This is a genomic window from Pseudomonas sp. B111 (assembly GCF_026428275.1).
Taxonomy (GTDB): Bacteria; Pseudomonadota; Gammaproteobacteria; order Pseudomonadales; family Pseudomonadaceae; genus Pseudomonas; species Pseudomonas aeruginosa.
This window is the reverse complement of the sequence record NZ_CP097857.1, coordinates 2785784-2801365: the sequence shown is the minus strand read 5'-3', so window position 1 is coordinate 2801365 and position 15582 is coordinate 2785784. Positions and strand designations below refer to the sequence as shown.

Here is a 15582-nt window from a genome sequence, read left to right as displayed (position 1 = left end):
CGGCGCCCTTGCACGAGTCCGCCGCGCCACGGCGGAACGACCACACAGGAGAGCTTCGCCATGATCTACGCAGCGCCCGGAACCCCCGGTGCCGTCGTCACCTTCAAGCCTCGCTACGGCAACTATATCGGCGGTGAGTTCGTGCCTCCGGTCAAGGGCCAGTACTTCACCAACACCTCGCCGGTGAACGGCCAGCCGATCGCCGAGTTCCCCCGTTCCACCGCCGAGGACATCGACAAGGCCCTCGACGCCGCCCACGCCGCCGCCGACGCCTGGGGCCGTACCTCGGTGCAGGAGCGTTCGAACATCCTGCTGAAGATCGCCGAGCGCATCGAGCAGAACCTGGAACTGCTCGCCGTCACCGAGACCTGGGACAACGGCAAGGCCGTGCGCGAGACCCTCAACGCCGACATCCCCCTGGCCGCCGACCACTTCCGCTACTTCGCCGGCTGCATCCGCGCCCAGGAAGGCTCCGCCGCCGAGATCAACGACAGCACCGTGGCCTACCACATCCACGAGCCGCTGGGCGTGGTCGGGCAGATCATCCCGTGGAACTTCCCGCTGCTGATGGCCGCCTGGAAGCTGGCCCCGGCGCTGGCCGCCGGCAACTGCGTGGTGCTCAAGCCGGCCGAGCAGACCCCGCTGGGCATCTGCGTGCTGCTGGAACTCATCGGCGACCTGCTGCCGCCGGGCGTGCTCAACGTCGTCCAGGGCTTCGGCAGGGAGGCCGGCGAGGCCCTGGCCACCAGCAAGCGCATCGCCAAGATCGCCTTCACCGGTTCCACCCCGGTCGGCTCGCACATCCTCAAGTGCGCGGCGGAGAACATCATTCCCTCCACCGTCGAGCTGGGCGGCAAGAGCCCGAACATCTATTTCGAAGACATCATGCAGGCCGAGCCGGCGTTCATCGAGAAGGCCGCCGAGGGCCTGGTGCTGGCCTTCTTCAACCAGGGCGAGGTGTGCACCTGCCCGTCCCGCGCGCTGGTCCAGGAGTCGATCTACCCGGCGTTCATGGAGGAGGTGCTGAAAAAGGTCAGGGCGATCAAGCGCGGCGACCCGCTGGACACCGAGACCATGGTCGGCGCCCAGGCTTCCCAGCAGCAGTACGAGAAGATCCTCTCCTACCTCGACATCGCCCAGCAGGAAGGCGCTGAGCTGCTCGCCGGCGGCAGCGTCGAGAAGCTCGAAGGCAACCTGGCCAGCGGCTACTACATCCAGCCGACCCTGCTCAAGGGACACAACAAGATGCGCGTGTTCCAGGAGGAAATCTTCGGCCCGGTGGTCGGCGTCACCACCTTCAAGGACGAAGCCGAGGCCCTGGCCATCGCCAACGACACCGAGTACGGCCTCGGCGCCGGCCTCTGGACCCGTGACATCAACCGCGCCTACCGCATGGGCCGCGGGATCAAGGCCGGTCGCGTGTGGACCAACTGCTACCACCTGTACCCGGCCCACGCCGCGTTCGGCGGCTACAAGAAGTCCGGCGTCGGTCGCGAGACGCACAAGATGATGCTCGACCACTACCAGCAGACCAAGAACCTGCTGGTGAGCTACGACATCGACCCGCTGGGCTTCTTCTGAGCGGTCCTCAGCCGCCGCGGATCGCTCCGACCCGCGGCCTTTCCGCCAAGGCACCTGCGGGTGCGCTCGTCCCGCGTCCCGACGCGGCTTTCCCCATGGCGGGTTCTGGCGCGACGCGGCCCTGGCCGCGTCTTTTTTTTCGCCTCGCCGCCGCCCCGGCATGGACTAGGCTTCTGCCCTGCACCAGGGCGAACCAGGGGGGCGCAACGGCGATCTCCCGGCGAACCTTGGGCGGAACAGGCAGTCCCTACCAAATCAGGGGGAAAACTCCTTCGAAAGTCTCATTCGGAGCGAGCCCCGCTGATGTTTAACTCGACCTGCCGGAATCGCCCGGCCCCACCAGAGAGGATCGACCCCATGTGGACCAAGCCCAGCTTCACCGACCTGCGTCTCGGTTTCGAAGTGACCCTCTACTTCGCCAACCGCTGATCCGTTCGGCCCCGGTCTTCCGGGGCCTCCCTCCAGCCCGCGGGGCAGACCCATGCACATCCGTATTCTCGGTTCGGCCGCCGGCGGCGGCTTCCCCCAGTGGAACTGCAACTGCCGCAACTGTCGCGGGGTCCGCGACGGCAGCGTAGCGGCCCAGCCACGCACGCAATCCTCCATCGCCCTGTCCGACGACGGCGAGCGCTGGATCCTCTGCAACGCCTCGCCCGACATCCGTGCCCAGATCGCCGCCTTCCCGGCCCTCCAGCCGGCGCGTCGGCCGCGCGATACGGCGATCGGCGCGATCGTCCTGCTCGACAGCCAGATCGACCACACCACCGGCCTGCTCAGCCTGCGCGAAGGCTGCCCGCACGAAGTCTGGTGCACGCAGATGGTCCACCAGGACCTCAACGAAGGCTTCCCGCTGTTCCCCATGCTTTCCCACTGGAACGGCGGCCTGCGCCACCGGCCGATCGCCCTCGATGGCGCGCCTTTCGCCATTCCGGCCTGTCCGCGCCTGCGCTTCACCGCGATCCCCCTGCGCAGCAGCGCGCCGCCGTATTCCCCGCATCGCGGCGCCCCCCATCCGGGCGACAACATCGGCCTGTTCGTCGAGGACCTCGATAGCGCCGGTACGCTGTTCTATGCGCCGGGCCTCGGCGAGGTGGACGAGGCGCTGCTCGAATGGATGCGCCGCGCCGACTGCCTGCTGGTGGACGGTACGCTCTGGCGCGACGACGAGATGCTGGTCTGCGAGGTCGGCGACAAGCTCGGCCGGCAGATGGGGCACCTGGCGCAGAGCGGGCCGGGCGGCATGCTCGAGGTGCTGGCGAAGGTGCCGGCCGCGCGCAAGGTGCTCATCCACATCAACAACACCAATCCCATCCTCGACACCGCTTCGGCCGAACGCGCCGAGCTGGATGCCAGTGGCATCGAAGTGGCCTGGGATGGCATGCACATCCAGCTGTAGGGGGCCAACATGAGCCGTGCCGCCATGGATCGCGCCGAATTCGAACGGGCGCTGCGCGACAAGGGACGCTACTACCATATCCACCATCCGTTCCATGTCGCGATGTACGAGGGCCGTGCCAGTCGCGAACAGATCCAGGGCTGGGTGGCGAACCGTTTTTACTACCAGGTCAACATCCCGCTGAAGGACGCGGCGATCCTGGCCAACTGTCCCGACCGCGAGGTCCGCCGCGAGTGGATCCAGCGTATCCTCGACCACGACGGCGCCCCCGGCGAGGCGGGCGGCATCGAGGCCTGGCTGCGTCTGGCGGAAGCGGTGGGCCTGGAGCGCGAGCAGGTGCTGTCCGAGGAGCGGGTGCTGCCCGGCGTGCGCTTCGCCGTCGACGCCTACGTCAACTTCGCCCGTCGCGCCAGTTGGCAGGAGGCGGCGAGCAGTTCGCTGACCGAACTCTTCGCCCCGCAGATCCACCAGTCGCGGCTGGACAGTTGGCCGCGCCACTATCCGTGGATCGAGGCGGCCGGCTACGAGTATTTCCGCAGTCGCCTGGCCCAGGCCCGGCGCGACGTCGAGCACGGCCTGCGGATCACCCTGGAGCACTATCGGACCCGCGAGGCACAGGAACGCATGCTGGATATCCTGCAATTCAAGCTGGACGTGTTGTGGAGCATGCTCGACGCGATGAGCATGGCCTACGAACTCGAACGCCCGCCGTACCATACGGTGACCCGCGAGCGGGTCTGGCATCGGGGGCTGGCATCATGAGCCTGCCGTCGCTCGACAGCGTGCCGATGCTGCGCCGGGGCTTCCGCTTCCAGTTCGAACCGGCCCAGGACTGCCATGTGCTGCTCTACCCCGAAGGCATGGTCAAGCTCAACGACAGCGCCGGGGAAATCCTCAAGCTGGTCGATGGCCGCCGCGACGTGGCGGCCATCGTCGCGGCGCTGCGCGAGCGTTTCCCCGAAGTCCCCGGCATAGACGAAGACATCCTGGCGTTCCTCGAGGTGGCCCATGCGCAATTCTGGATCGAGCTGCAGTGAAAGCGTGGGGCCGCCGCTCTGGCTGCTGGCCGAGCTGACCTATCGCTGTCCGTTGCAGTGCCCGTACTGCTCGAACCCGCTGGAATTCGCCCGCGAGGGCGCCGAGCTGAGTACCGCGGAATGGATCGAGGTGTTCCGCCAGGCTCGCGAGTTGGGCGCCGCACAGCTCGGTTTCTCCGGCGGCGAGCCGCTGCTGCGCCAGGACCTCGCCGAACTGATCGAGGCAGGGCGCGGCCTGGGCTTCTACACCAACCTGATCACCTCCGGCATCGGCCTCGACGAGGCACGCCTGGCGCGCTTCGCCGAGGCCGGGCTGGACCACGTGCAGATCAGCTTCCAGGCCGCCGACGAAGAAGTGAACAACCTGCTCGCCGGCTCACGCAAGGCCTTCGCCCAGAAACTGGCGATAGCCCGCGCGGTGAAGGCGCACGGCTATCCGATGGTGCTCAACTTCGTCACCCACCGGCACAACATCGACAACATCGAGCGGATCATCCAGCTGTGCATCGAGCTGGAAGCCGATTACGTCGAACTCGCCACTTGCCAGTTCTACGGCTGGGCCGCGCTGAACCGTGCCGGGCTGCTGCCGACCCGCGCCCAACTGGAGCGCGCCGAGCGGATCACCGCCGAATACCGCCAGCGGCTGGCCGCCGAAGGCAATCCGTGCAAGCTGATCTTCGTCACCCCCGACTACTACGAGGAACGGCCGAAGGCCTGCATGGGCGGCTGGGCCAGCGTATTCCTCGACATCACCCCCGACGGCACCGCGCTGCCGTGTCACAGCGCGCGGCAATTGCCGGTGCAGTTTCCCAACGTGCGCGAGCACAGCCTGCGCCACATCTGGTACGAATCGTTCGGCTTCAACCGTTACCGCGGCGACGCCTGGATGCCCGAACCCTGCCGTTCCTGCGAGGAGAAGGAGAGGGACCACGGCGGCTGCCGCTGCCAGGCGTTCCTCCTCACCGGCGATGCCGACGCCACCGACCCGGTCTGCGCCAAGTCGGCACGGCACGACCTGATCCTCGCGGCCCGTCGCCAGGCCGAGGAGGCGCCGCTTGGCCTGGACGCGCTGACCTGGCGCAACCAGCGCGCGTCACGCCTGATCTGCAAGGCCTGAGGCAATGGTCGACTACGGCGACTGGCCGAGCGACTGGAGCGCCGAGCGCGCGGTAGCCGCCGGGCGCGATTTCAGCGAGCTGAAGGCGGCCCATGGCGGGCTGGCCTGGGTGGAATTCGATCCGGCCAGCGCGCGCTCGCGCCTGTACCTGTGGCGCGACGGCGTGCTGGAGGAGCCCACCGCGCCGGACGGCTCGGTGCGCAGCCGGGTCTACGAGTACGGCGGCGGCGCCTGCTGCGTGACGCTCGACGGGCTGGCCTGGGTCGACGAAACCGACCAGCAGGTACGCCGCTGGCGAGCGGGCCGCGCAGCCCAAGTGCTGGGCGGCGGGGCGCAGTGTCGCTACGGCGACCTGGCCTACGTCGATGCCTGGGATGCCCTGCTGGCGGTGGAAGAGAGCCATGGGCCGACCGGGGTCGTGCATCGCATCGTGCGCCTGGACGCCGATGGCGCGCGCCGGGTGCTGGTCGAGGGCGCCGATTTCTACGCCGCGCCGCGTGCCGCCGGCCAGGGGCGGCGGCTGGCCTGGATCGAATGGGACCGTCCGCACCAGCCCTGGACCGAGACCCGCCTGGGCCTGGCGGAGAATGGGCGTACGCGCTGCCTGGCCGGAGCCGGAGGCGGCGAGTCGATCCAGCAACCACGCTTCGATCCCGCCGGCCGCCTTCACTGGCTGAGCGACCGCGACGGCTGGTGGCGTCCCTGCGCCGAGGTCGCGTTGGCCGGCCGCTTCGCCGATGCCGACCACGCTGGCGCGCCCTGGCAATTGGGCGCTTGCAGCTACCTGCCGCTGGGAGAGGGAAGGCTGCTGCTCAGTCGCGTCGAGGTCGGCGGCGGGCAACTGTTCCTGCGCGAAGCGGACGGCAGCGAGCGGCGCCTGGCCGCGGACTGGAACCGGTTCGCCGGACTGGCCGCGGATGCCCGGGCGTTCTACTGCATCGCGGCGGCGGCCGGACGCCTGCCGGCGCTGCTGGCGATCCACCGCGACGACCTGCGCGTCGAGGTGCTGCGTGGCGGCGAGCGACCGCTGGCGGAGGATGACCTGTCGCATCCGCAGGCCTTCGTCTATGGGCTGGGCAACGGCGAAAACGGCCACGGTTTCTTCTATCCGCCGCGCAATGCCCGCCGCCGCGTCGATCCCCGACGACCAGCGCCGCTGCTGGTGTGGCTGCATGGCGGACCGACCTCGATGCATTCGCCGGCGTTCGATGCCGGCCTGCAATTCTGGACCCAGCGCGGTTTCGCCGTGGCGGCGCTGAACTACCGGGGCAGCAGCGGCTACGGCCGCGCCTATCGGCAGCGCTTGCGCGGCCAGTGGGGGCGCCTGGAGTTGCGCGATATCGAGGCCGCGCTGGCGCGGCTGGACGCGGAGGGACGGATCGACCGCGCCCGGGTCTTCGTCCGTGGCGCCAGCGCCGGAGGCTACAGCGCGTTGCGCGCCCTGGCTTGCCTCGATGGCCTGCGCGGCGGCGCCAGTCTCTATGGGGTCAGCGATCCGTTGGCACTGGCGCGTTGCACCCACAAGTTCGAGGGTGACTACCTCGACTGGCTGATTGGCGACCCGCTGCGCCAGCGCCGTCGCTACCTGGTGCGCAGCCCGGTGCTTCAGGTCGGGCGTATCCGCGCGCCGGTAGTGTTCTTCCAGGGCGGGCTCGACGCGGTGGTGGTGCCGGAGCAGACCGAGGCGATGGTCGCCGGCCTGCGGCGCAGCGGCGTGCGCGTGGAGTGCCACCGCTATCCGCAGGAGCGCCACGGTTTCCGCCAGCCGGCCAATCGCGCCCATGCGCTGCTGGCGGAATGGCGCTTCTACCTGGGCCTGCTGGAGGATTGAAAGGGCCGCCAAGGTCGCATTGCAATAACCGACGAATGCAGTAGGCTGCCGGCAATGTCCGATAACAATAAGAATGGTCTGTCAGATGAGCCACGACCTCAGCCAACTGCGTAAATTCGTCTCGCCCGAGATCATCTTCGGCGCCGGCTGCCGGCACAGCGTCGCCAACTACGTGAAGACCTTCGGTGCGCGCAAGGTCCTGCTGGTCTCCGACCCCGGCGTGCTCGCCGCCGGCTGGGTCGCCGATATCCAGGCAAGCCTGGAGGGGCAGGGCATCGACTATTGTCTGTATACCGACGTTTCGCCCAACCCCCGGGTCGACGAGGTGATGCTCGGCGCCGAGTTCTATCGCAGCGAGGGCTGCAACGTGATCGTCGCGGTGGGCGGCGGCAGCCCGATGGATTGCGCCAAGGGCATCGGCATCGTCGCCGCCCATGGCCGCAGCATCCTCGAGTTCGAAGGCGTCGACCGGCTGCGGGTGCCGAGTCCGCCGCTGATCCTGATCCCGACCACCGCCGGGACTTCGGCGGACGTCTCGCAGTTCGTGATCATTTCCAACCAGGACGAGCGCATGAAGTTCTCCGTGGTGAGCAAGGCGGTGGTGCCTGACGTCTCGCTGATCGACCCGGAAACCACGTTGACCATGGATCCCTTCCTTTCGGCCTGTACCGGCATCGATGCACTGGTACACGCCATCGAGGCGTTCGTCTCCACCGGCCACGGGCCGCTGACCGATCCCCACGCGCTGGAAGCGATGCGCCTGATCGATGGCAATCTGGTACAGATGATCGCCAATCCCGGCGACATCGCCCTGCGCGAGAAGATCATGCTCGGGAGCATGCAGGCCGGGCTGGCCTTCTCCAACGCCATCCTCGGCGCGGTGCATGCCATGTCGCACAGCCTCGGCGGCTATCTCGACCTGCCCCACGGCCTGTGCAACGCGGCGCTGGTCGAACACGTGGTGGCGTTCAACTACAGCGCCGCGCCGGAACGCTTCAAGGTGATCGCCGAGACCTTCGGCATCGATTGCCGCGGTCTGACCCAGGGGCAGGTCCGCCAGCGCCTGGTGGACCACCTGATCGCCTTCAAGCACGCCGTGGGTTTCCACGAGAGCCTCGCCCTGCACGGGGTCGGCAGCTCCGACATTCCTTTCCTCTCGCGCCACGCGATGCAGGACCCGTGCATCCTTACCAACCCGCGCGAGTCGAGCCAGCGCGATGTCGAGGTGGTCTATGGCGAGGCCCTCTGAGCAGCAGCAGGAGGCCCTGGCCGGGTTGCTCGGCCTGGGCAGCCACTCCGCGCGCAAGAGCCACTACCCGGAGCTGCTGGCGCGCCTGGAGGAGCTGGAGGCCGAGCGCAACCGCTACAAATGGCTGTTCGAGCACGCGGTGCACGGCATCTTCCAGGCCAGCCTCGGCCAGGGGCTGCGCGCCGCCAATCCGGCGCTGGCGCAGATGCTCGGCTACGACGATCCGCAACAGGTGCTCTGGTCGCTGGAGGACATGGCCGGGCAACTTTTCGTCGGCGGCGAGGCCGAGATGCGACGGATCCGCGCGCTGCTGCGCGAGCGCGGCGGCCTGTTCGGCTACGAGACGCGCCTCTGGCGCAGGGACGGCAGTCACATCGAGGTATTGATGAACCTGCTGCTCAGGCACGACGAGGAAGAATTGGTCGAAGGTTTTGTCGCCGACATCACCGAGCGGGTCCAGGCCCAGCAGCGCCTGCAGACCATGAACGAGGAGCTGGAGCGGCGGGTAGCCGAGCGCACCCACGAGCTGGAAGAGCTCAACCGCCAGTTGCGCCAGGCGCGCGACGCCGCCGAAGCCGCCAACCACAGCAAGGACAAGTACCTCGCCGCCGCCAGCCACGACCTGCTGCAACCGCTCAACGCGGCGCGGCTGCTGGTCGACACCCTGCGCGAACGGGGCCTGCCGGCCGCCGAACTGCAACTGGTGGAGCGCACCCACCTGGCCCTGGAAGGCGCCGAGACCTTGCTCACCGACCTGCTGGAAATCGCCCGGCTCGACCAGAGCGCGATCCGTCCGGACCTGGACGACTATTCCCTCGACGAACTGCTCGCTCCGCTGGCCTCGGAGTTCGAGGAAGTCGCGCGTGCCGCCGGCCTGGCCCTGCGTGCGCGGATCCCACGACTGGCAGTGCGCACCGACGCGCGCCTGCTGTCGCGGATCCTGCGCAACTTGCTCAGCAACGCCTGCCGCTACACCGAGCGCGGCAGCGTGCTGCTGGGCGCGCGCCGGCGTGGCGGCAAGGTACGCCTGGAGGTGTGGGACACTGGCCGGGGCATCCCCGCCGACCAGTTGCAGGCGATCTTCCTCGAGTTCAACCAACTGGACGCCGGGCGCGCTTCCGAGCGCCGTGGCGTCGGACTCGGGCTGGCCATCGTCGACCGTATCGCCGGCATCCTCGGCTACCGCATCGAGGTGCATTCGACTCCAGGCCGAGGCTCGCTGTTCGCCATCGAGGTGCCGCTGGTCCGCAAGCCGGCGCGGCCAGTGCCCGGCGAGGCGACTGCGCGGCTTTCGGCCGGCGATCCGCTGCCGGGACGGCGGCTGCTGGTGGTGGACAACGAGACCGAGATTCTCTTCAGCATGTCCGCGCTGCTCGGCCAGTGGGGCTGCGAGGTGCTTACCGCCACCGACCTGGAAGGCGCGCGCAAGGCGCTCGATGGCCGCGCGCCGGATGCGATCCTGGTCGACTACCACCTGGACCACGGCGCTACCGGTTGCCAGTTGCTGGGCGCCTTGCGCGAGGACTACGGCGCGGAGATCGCCGCGGTGATGATCACCGCCGACCGCAGCGACGATTGCCGCCGCGCGCTGGCCCGCCTGGGCGTGCCGCTGCTCAACAAGCCGCTGAAGCCCGGCAAGTTGCGCGCGGCGCTAAGCGCCTTGCTCGGCGAGGCCCAGGGCGCTCCCCGCGGCGCCGGAGAAGGTGCAGGTCCTAGCCCGGCCGGCGGCTGCGTCGGTGCAGCGCAATGGCCAGGGCCAGCCCGCTGAGCGAGGCCAGGCAGGCGAAGAGGAACATCGAGCGGAAGCCGAACAGGTTGGCGACGAAGCCCACCAGCGGCCCGGTGATGCCCAGCGACAGGTCGACGAACAGCGAGTAGGCGCCCAGCGCCGCGCCACGGTTGGAAGCCGGTACCAGGTTCACCGCTTCCACGCCGAACGCCGGGAACACCAGGGAGAAGCCGAAGCCGGTGAGGGCCGCGCCGGCCAGGCCGACCCAGGGATTCGGCGCGCTCCACAGCAACAGCAGGCCGAGGCTTTCGACGCCGAGGCAGATGATCGCCACGCGGAAGCCGCCGAGCCGGTTGATGCTATTGGCGAACAACAGCCGGGCGCCGATGAAGCAACCGCCGAAGGCACTCAGGCAAAGCACTGCGTTGGCCCAGCCACGGCTGGCGTAGTAAAGGGTGATGAAGGTGGCGATGGTGCCGAAGCCGATCGCCCCCAGCGCCAGGCCCATACCGTGCGGGGTGACCCGGCCGAGCACATGGTGGAACGGCAGTCGCTCGCCGTGCACCAGCGGCGCCGGCAACTTCGGCCAGGCCAGGGCGAAGCCGAGCGCCCCGAGCAGGACGATGGACGCGCCCATGCTCCACAGCCCCAGCCACTGCACCAGCAGCACCCCTAGCGGCGCCCCGAGGGCGATGGCGCCGTAGCTGGCGATGCCGTTCCAGGAAATCACCTTGGCGGTGTGCGGCGCGCCGACCCGGCCGATGCCCCAGCCGATCGCCGCCGAGCCGACCAGGCTTTCCGCCGCGCCGAGTACCAGGCGGCCGACCAGCAGGCTGGCCAGGCTCAGCGCCGGCCAGTCCTGGATCGCCACCGAGAGCAGCATGAACAGCCCGCTCGCGGCGCTGCCGGCCATGCCGTAGAGCACCGCGCGCTTCGGCCCGAGGCCGTCGATGACGCGCCCGGCGTAGGGCCGGGCGAGCAGGGTGGCGAGGTACTGCAGGCTGATCACCAGGCCGGCCAGCACCGAGCCGTAGCCGAGGTCGTCGTGCACGTAGCCGGGCAGCACCGCCAGCGGGATGCCGATGGTCAGGTAGCCGATGAAGGTGAACATCACCACCGAGACGATCTGCAGGGTGACGTTTTGCCGGGCGCTGTCCTGCGCCGGCGGGGTGGGGCGGATATCGACGGACATGTGGGAAACGCGGTCGCAGTGGGTTGTCGCGGTCCGCCATGATGACCGTTGCGGATGACGAATGAAAGCAGGCTAACGGATTCGCCGGGCTATCGGCGACGCGCGGTGCCCGGCGCTAGCGCGTTCAGAGACGCTGGAAGAGACCCGGGTAATCGATCACCAGGCCCTGTTCGTCCACCAGCAGTACCGCTTTGAACGCGCTGCCTTCGAGGTTCTCGTAGAGGTAGTGGCTGGCGTCCAGGCGGGTGTATGCCTGGCGCATGCTACGCGGCTCCAGGGCCGGGGCCTCGATGTAGAGCGCGCGGATTTCCGCGCGCTGGCCATCGGCCAGGCCCAGGCGGCGGATCGGGAAGGTGTTGGTGAAGGGGCTTGGCCAGAGATCGATGTCCAGGCAACCGTCGAACGCCGGTAGCGCTTCGCCGTCGCCGTCCTGCCAGTGGCCGCGGCCATCGGCGAGCAGGTGCAGCTTGCGCACCCCGGTTTCGCTTTCGACGTGGAACACCGCCTCACGCAGATGCCAGTCGGCGTCCCAGCGCAGCCGGTAGTCCAATTGGTAGGGCAGGCCGCTGCGTTCGTCCGGCGCGCGCAACTGGCTTTCCGCCTGGTCGTCCTCCAGGCGCAGGGCCTCCCAGCTGGACGACGGCGAGCGCCACAGGCCGGCCCAGGTGTACAGACGGTCGCGACTCATGCGTCGAGTACCAGACCGAGGCGCTGGCGCTTGGGCAGGCGCGCCACCACCAGTTGATGGGAACGGACCAGGGCCTCGCGCAACTCCGCCGCCTTCATCGGGTAGGGGCGGGCCATGACGATCCAGTGCGCGCGCGCCAGGTAGGGCGCCGGACGGATGCCGGGGCGGTCGACATAGCCGAGGAACAGCTCGCTGCCGACCTTGAAGGCCAGGCCGCCGTCCTTGTCGACGAAGTCGAGGATGGCGAACATCTTGTTGCCGGCCACCGAGAACACCCGGTTCGAACCCCACTTGAGGTCTTCCCGGGCGCCGGGCAGTTGCAGGCAGAAGGCGGCGATCTGGTCGGCGGTCATGGACGCTCCGGTGGCGGTTCAGTCGCGGAAATACACTTCCAGGAGATGGTAGCCGAACTGGCTCTTCAGCGGACCCTGGAGCACGCCCACGGGTTTCCTGAAGATGGCATTGTCGATGGACCTGACCATCTGCCCCGGACGCACCTCGCCGAGGTCGCCGCCGCGCTTGCCGGACGGGCAGGTCGAATGCTTCTTCGCCAGCGTGGCGAAGTCCTCGCCCCTGGCCAGGCGCTGCTTCAGTTGGGCGGCCTCGGCTTCGGTCTTGACCAGGATATGGCGGGCCATGGCGACGGGCATGGGATTACCTTTTGCGGTAGCACGGAACGCGCATTCTAGCCCAGGCTCGCCGCGGCTTCAGTCGCGCAGTTCGGCGAGGTCGCGATAAAGCTCCAGCGCCTGCGGGTTGGCCAGGGCGTCGGTGTTCTTCACCGGGCGGCCGTGGATCACGTTGCGCACCGCAAGCTCGACGATCTTGCCGCTCAGGGTGCGCGGGATATCGGCGACCTGGATGATCTTCGCCGGTACGTGGCGCGGCGTGGCGTTGGCGCGGATGGTCTGGCGGATGCGTTCGCGCAGCGGCTCGTCGAGTCGCACGCCGTCGCGCAGGCGGACGAACAGCAGCACACGCACATCGCCCTGCCAGTCCTGGCCGATGGCGATGGACTCGAGGACTTCCTCGACCTTTTCCACCTGGCGGTAGATTTCCGCGGTGCCGATGCGCACGCCGCCGGGATTGAGCACCGCGTCGGAGCGGCCGTGGATGACCAGCCCGCCGTGGGCGGTTTCCTCGGCGTAGTCGCCATGGGCCCAGACGCCGGGAAAGCTGGCGAAGTAGGCGTCGTGGAACCTGGAGCCATCCGGGTCGTTCCAGAAGCCCAGCGGGATCGACGGGAAATGCCGGGTGCAGACCAGCTCGCCCTTGCCGCTGGCGAGGCGGCGGCCGTCGTCGTCCCAGATTTCCACGGCCATGCCCAGCGCCTTGCATTGCAGTTCGCCGCGCCACACCGGCAGCACCGGGTTGCCGATGGCGAAGCAGGAAACGATGTCGGTGCCGCCGGAGATCGACGACAGGCAGAGGTCGCTCTTCAGCTCGCGATAGACGTAGTCGAAGCTTTCGTGGGCCAGCGGCGAACCGGTGGAGAGCAGTGTCCTCAGGCTGTCCAGGCGGTGGCTGTGGCGCGGGCGCACGCCGGCCTTCTCGAGCGCCGCCAGGTACTTGGCGCTGGCGCCGAACACGGCGATGTCCTCGGCGTCGATGAGGTCCAGCAGGCGCTCGGGGCCGGGGTGGAACGGCGAGCCGTCGTAGAGCACCAGGCTGGCGCCCACCGCCAGGCCGGAGGCCAGCCAGTTCCACATCATCCAGCCGCAGGTGGTGTAGTAGAACAGCCGGTCGCCGTCGCCCAGGTCGGTGTGCAGGCCGTGCTCCTTGAGATGTTGCAGGAGCACGCCGCCGGTGGCATGGACGATGCACTTGGGTACCCCGGTGGTGCCCGACGAATAGAGGATGTACAGCGGCTGCTCGAAGGGCACCGGGGTGAAGACCGGCTCGCCCTCGGCCTGGTAGAACCCGTCCCACAGCGCGACCCGCGCCTGGCAGCGGTAGTCCTGCGGCTGCGCCTGCGGACGGTCGTAGGGCACCACCAGCAGTTGCTCCAGGCCGGGCAGGCCGGCGAGCACCTCGTTGAGCTTGGCGGTCAGGTCCAGCGACTTGCCGGCGTAGCGGTAGCCGGCGCAGGCGATCAGCACCCGCGGTTCGATCTGGCCGAAGCGGTCGATCACGCCCTGGGTGCCGAAGTCCGGCGAGCAGCTCGACCAGGTGGCGCCGAGGCTGGCGGTGGCGAGCATGCCGACCACGGTCTGCCAGGTGTTCGGCATCAGCGCGGCGACCCGGTCGCCGGGGCCTATGCCCAGGGCGGCGAGACGCTTCTGCAGGCCCGCCACGTGACGGGCCAGTTCGGCGTGGCTGAGCACCTCGCGGCGACCGTCTTCGCTCACCGCGATCAGCGCCGGGGCATCATCGCGGCGGCGCAGCAGGTGTTCGGCGAAATTCAGCGTGGCGCCGGGGAACCAGCGCGCCGAGGGCATCTGCGCGCCTTCCTCGAGGACCGCACGCGGCGGTTGCTGGAAGCGCACCTCGAAGAAGTCGACGATGGCCTGCCAGAACGCCTCGCGCCGCTCCACGCTCCAGGCATGCAGCGCCGGGTAGTCGACCAGGCCGAGGGCATGGCGCTGGTTGACGAAGCGCCGGAAGGCCTCCATGCGACTGGCGGCGATGCGTTCGGCGGAAGGGCTCCAGAGCGGTGCGGGCATGGCGTGTCCGTCCTTGTTGTTGTTCCGGGACATGCAGGAAGCATAACCGGACCCGCCGCTGCCTGCCTCACTCCGTGGACTGGTCCTGCGGCAGCGCCAGCGAGCGCCAGTCGGTGCCATGCAGCAGCACGTCGCTGAGGGCCTGGGCGGCGGTGGACAGCTTGTGCTCGCTCAGCCGCAGCAGGCCGACCCGTCGCTGCACCTGCGGCGCGTAGAGCGGCAGGCAGCGCGCGCCGAGTTCCTGCATCTGCTGGATGCACAGGGTCGGCACGGCGCTGACACCGAGTCCCTGGGCGACCATCCGCCCGACCGTGACCAGTTGGTGGCTCTCGAACGCCACCGGCAAGCGGCCGTGCTCGGCGGCCACGCTTTCTTCCAGGAGCAGGCGCACCGCCGAGGGGCGTTGCAGGGTAATGAAGGGCTCGCCGAGCAGTTCGCGCCAACTGATCCGCTCCTGCCCGGACAGCGGCGAGCCGGTCGGCACCACGGCGACGAAGCGGTCGCTGTAGAACGGGGTGAACTCGAGGTTTTCCAGGGACTCCGGCTCGAAGGCGATGCCCAGCTCGACGCGTCGGTTGCGGACCATCTCCAGCACCTGCTCGTTGATCACGTCGTGCACCGCCACGTTGACCCGCGGGTGGCGTTCGCGAAAGGTCTTCAAGACCAGCGGCAGCAGGTTGCCGGCGAAGGAGGGCATGGCGGCGATGGAGACCTTGCCCAGTTGCAGGGTGAAGTGCTGGCGCAGCAATTCCTCGGTATTGTCCCAGTCGGCCAGCAGGCGCAGCGCCAGCGGCAGCAGGGTCTCGCCCTCGGGGGTGAGGCTGACGCTGCGGGTGGTACGTTCCAGCAGCGGACCGCCGAGGCTTTCCTCCAGGCTCTTGATCGCCAGGCTCAGGGCCGGCTGGGAGAGGTGCAGGCGTTCGCCGGCCTGGGCGAAGCTGAGGCTCTGCGCCACGGCGAGGAAGGCGCGCAACTGCTTGACGGTCATTTATTTGTTTTTCTCATCAATGGATTGGAAAAACAAACTTAACAAATCAGTCCGCAGCGGAGAAGCTCTGTGCGACCCGGCAGTCAGACTGCCGCACGCACAATCACAAGA

The 15582-nt window shown here is 68.7% G+C and carries 15 protein-coding genes; 9 read left to right on the top strand and 6 right to left on the bottom strand.

Annotated features, from left to right (window positions below):
* Window positions 1–60: 60 nt before the first annotated feature.
* The 9 genes from M6E97_RS12940 to M6E97_RS12900 all read left to right on the top strand — a co-directional run bounded on the left by M6E97_RS12940 (window position 61) and on the right by M6E97_RS12900 (window position 9979).
* Window positions 61–1581 carry an aldehyde dehydrogenase family protein gene (locus tag M6E97_RS12940; RefSeq protein WP_033989473.1) on the top strand — a complete coding sequence of 507 codons (1521 nt, stop codon included), beginning with the start codon at window positions 61–63 and terminating at the stop codon, window positions 1579–1581.
* A 357-nt stretch (window positions 1582–1938) separates the two neighbouring features.
* Window positions 1939–2010, top strand: coding sequence for a pyrroloquinoline quinone precursor peptide PqqA (gene pqqA, locus M6E97_RS12935; RefSeq protein WP_003106462.1), 72 nt, complete (start codon window positions 1939–1941; stop codon window positions 2008–2010).
* A gap of 52 nt (window positions 2011–2062) precedes the next feature.
* Window positions 2063–2977, top strand: a complete 915-nt coding sequence (gene pqqB / locus M6E97_RS12930) for a pyrroloquinoline quinone biosynthesis protein PqqB (RefSeq protein WP_031636222.1) — start codon at window positions 2063–2065, stop codon at window positions 2975–2977.
* Window positions 2978–2986: 9 nt separating this feature from the next.
* Window positions 2987–3739: a pyrroloquinoline-quinone synthase PqqC gene (gene pqqC / locus M6E97_RS12925; protein WP_003111679.1), complete on the top strand. Its 753-nt coding sequence runs from the start codon at window positions 2987–2989 to the stop codon at window positions 3737–3739.
* Window positions 3736–4014, top strand: a complete 279-nt coding sequence (gene pqqD, locus M6E97_RS12920) for a pyrroloquinoline quinone biosynthesis peptide chaperone PqqD (RefSeq protein WP_003088542.1) — start codon at window positions 3736–3738, stop codon at window positions 4012–4014. Before pqqC ends, pqqD begins: the two co-directional genes overlap by 4 nt.
* Window positions 3986–5131 (top strand): pyrroloquinoline quinone biosynthesis protein PqqE, encoded by a 1146-nt coding sequence (gene pqqE / locus M6E97_RS12915; RefSeq protein ID WP_020750927.1) that lies wholly within the window; start codon window positions 3986–3988, stop codon window positions 5129–5131. The genes pqqD and pqqE overlap by 29 nt, the downstream gene beginning before the upstream one ends.
* Before the next feature lie 4 nt (window positions 5132–5135).
* Window positions 5136–6962: an alpha/beta hydrolase family protein gene (locus M6E97_RS12910; RefSeq protein WP_033939484.1), complete on the top strand. Its 1827-nt coding sequence runs from the start codon at window positions 5136–5138 to the stop codon at window positions 6960–6962.
* A gap of 85 nt (window positions 6963–7047) precedes the next feature.
* Window positions 7048–8211, top strand: a complete 1164-nt coding sequence (ercA, locus tag M6E97_RS12905; protein ID WP_003088548.1) for an alcohol dehydrogenase-like regulatory protein ErcA — start codon at window positions 7048–7050, stop codon at window positions 8209–8211.
* Window positions 8195–9979: a NahK/ErcS family hybrid sensor histidine kinase/response regulator gene (locus M6E97_RS12900; RefSeq protein WP_003139741.1), complete on the top strand. Its 1785-nt coding sequence runs from the start codon at window positions 8195–8197 to the stop codon at window positions 9977–9979. The genes ercA and M6E97_RS12900 overlap by 17 nt, the downstream gene beginning before the upstream one ends.
* Here M6E97_RS12900 and M6E97_RS12895 read toward each other — a convergent pair.
* The 6 genes from M6E97_RS12895 to M6E97_RS12870 all read right to left on the bottom strand — a co-directional run bounded on the left by M6E97_RS12895 (window position 9924) and on the right by M6E97_RS12870 (window position 15471).
* Window positions 9924–11132 (bottom strand): MFS transporter, encoded by a 1209-nt coding sequence (locus M6E97_RS12895; RefSeq protein WP_023099663.1) that lies wholly within the window; start codon window positions 11130–11132, stop codon window positions 9924–9926. The two genes, M6E97_RS12900 and M6E97_RS12895, sit on opposite strands and share 56 nt — an antisense overlap.
* 124 nt (window positions 11133–11256) lie before the next feature.
* The gene (locus M6E97_RS12890) at window positions 11257–11820 is read right to left on the bottom strand and encodes a putative glycolipid-binding domain-containing protein (RefSeq protein ID WP_003132242.1); all 564 of its coding nucleotides are present in this window, start codon (window positions 11818–11820) and stop codon (window positions 11257–11259) included.
* Window positions 11817–12173: an MmcQ/YjbR family DNA-binding protein gene (locus M6E97_RS12885; RefSeq protein ID WP_003111913.1), complete on the bottom strand. Its 357-nt coding sequence runs from the start codon at window positions 12171–12173 to the stop codon at window positions 11817–11819. The genes M6E97_RS12890 and M6E97_RS12885 overlap by 4 nt, the downstream gene beginning before the upstream one ends.
* 18 nt (window positions 12174–12191) lie before the next feature.
* A complete protein-coding gene (locus M6E97_RS12880) occupies window positions 12192–12470 on the bottom strand; it encodes a peptidylprolyl isomerase (RefSeq protein ID WP_023099661.1) in 279 nt (92 codons plus the stop codon).
* 57 nt (window positions 12471–12527) lie between these two features.
* Window positions 12528–14483 carry an acetoacetate--CoA ligase gene (locus M6E97_RS12875; protein WP_033939482.1) on the bottom strand — a complete coding sequence of 652 codons (1956 nt, stop codon included), beginning with the start codon at window positions 14481–14483 and terminating at the stop codon, window positions 12528–12530.
* A 67-nt stretch (window positions 14484–14550) separates the two neighbouring features.
* On the bottom strand, window positions 14551–15471 hold the full coding sequence (locus M6E97_RS12870) for a LysR family transcriptional regulator (protein ID WP_003088564.1): 921 nt from the start codon (window positions 15469–15471) through the stop codon (window positions 14551–14553).
* Between the last annotated feature and the right edge of the window lie 111 nt (window positions 15472–15582).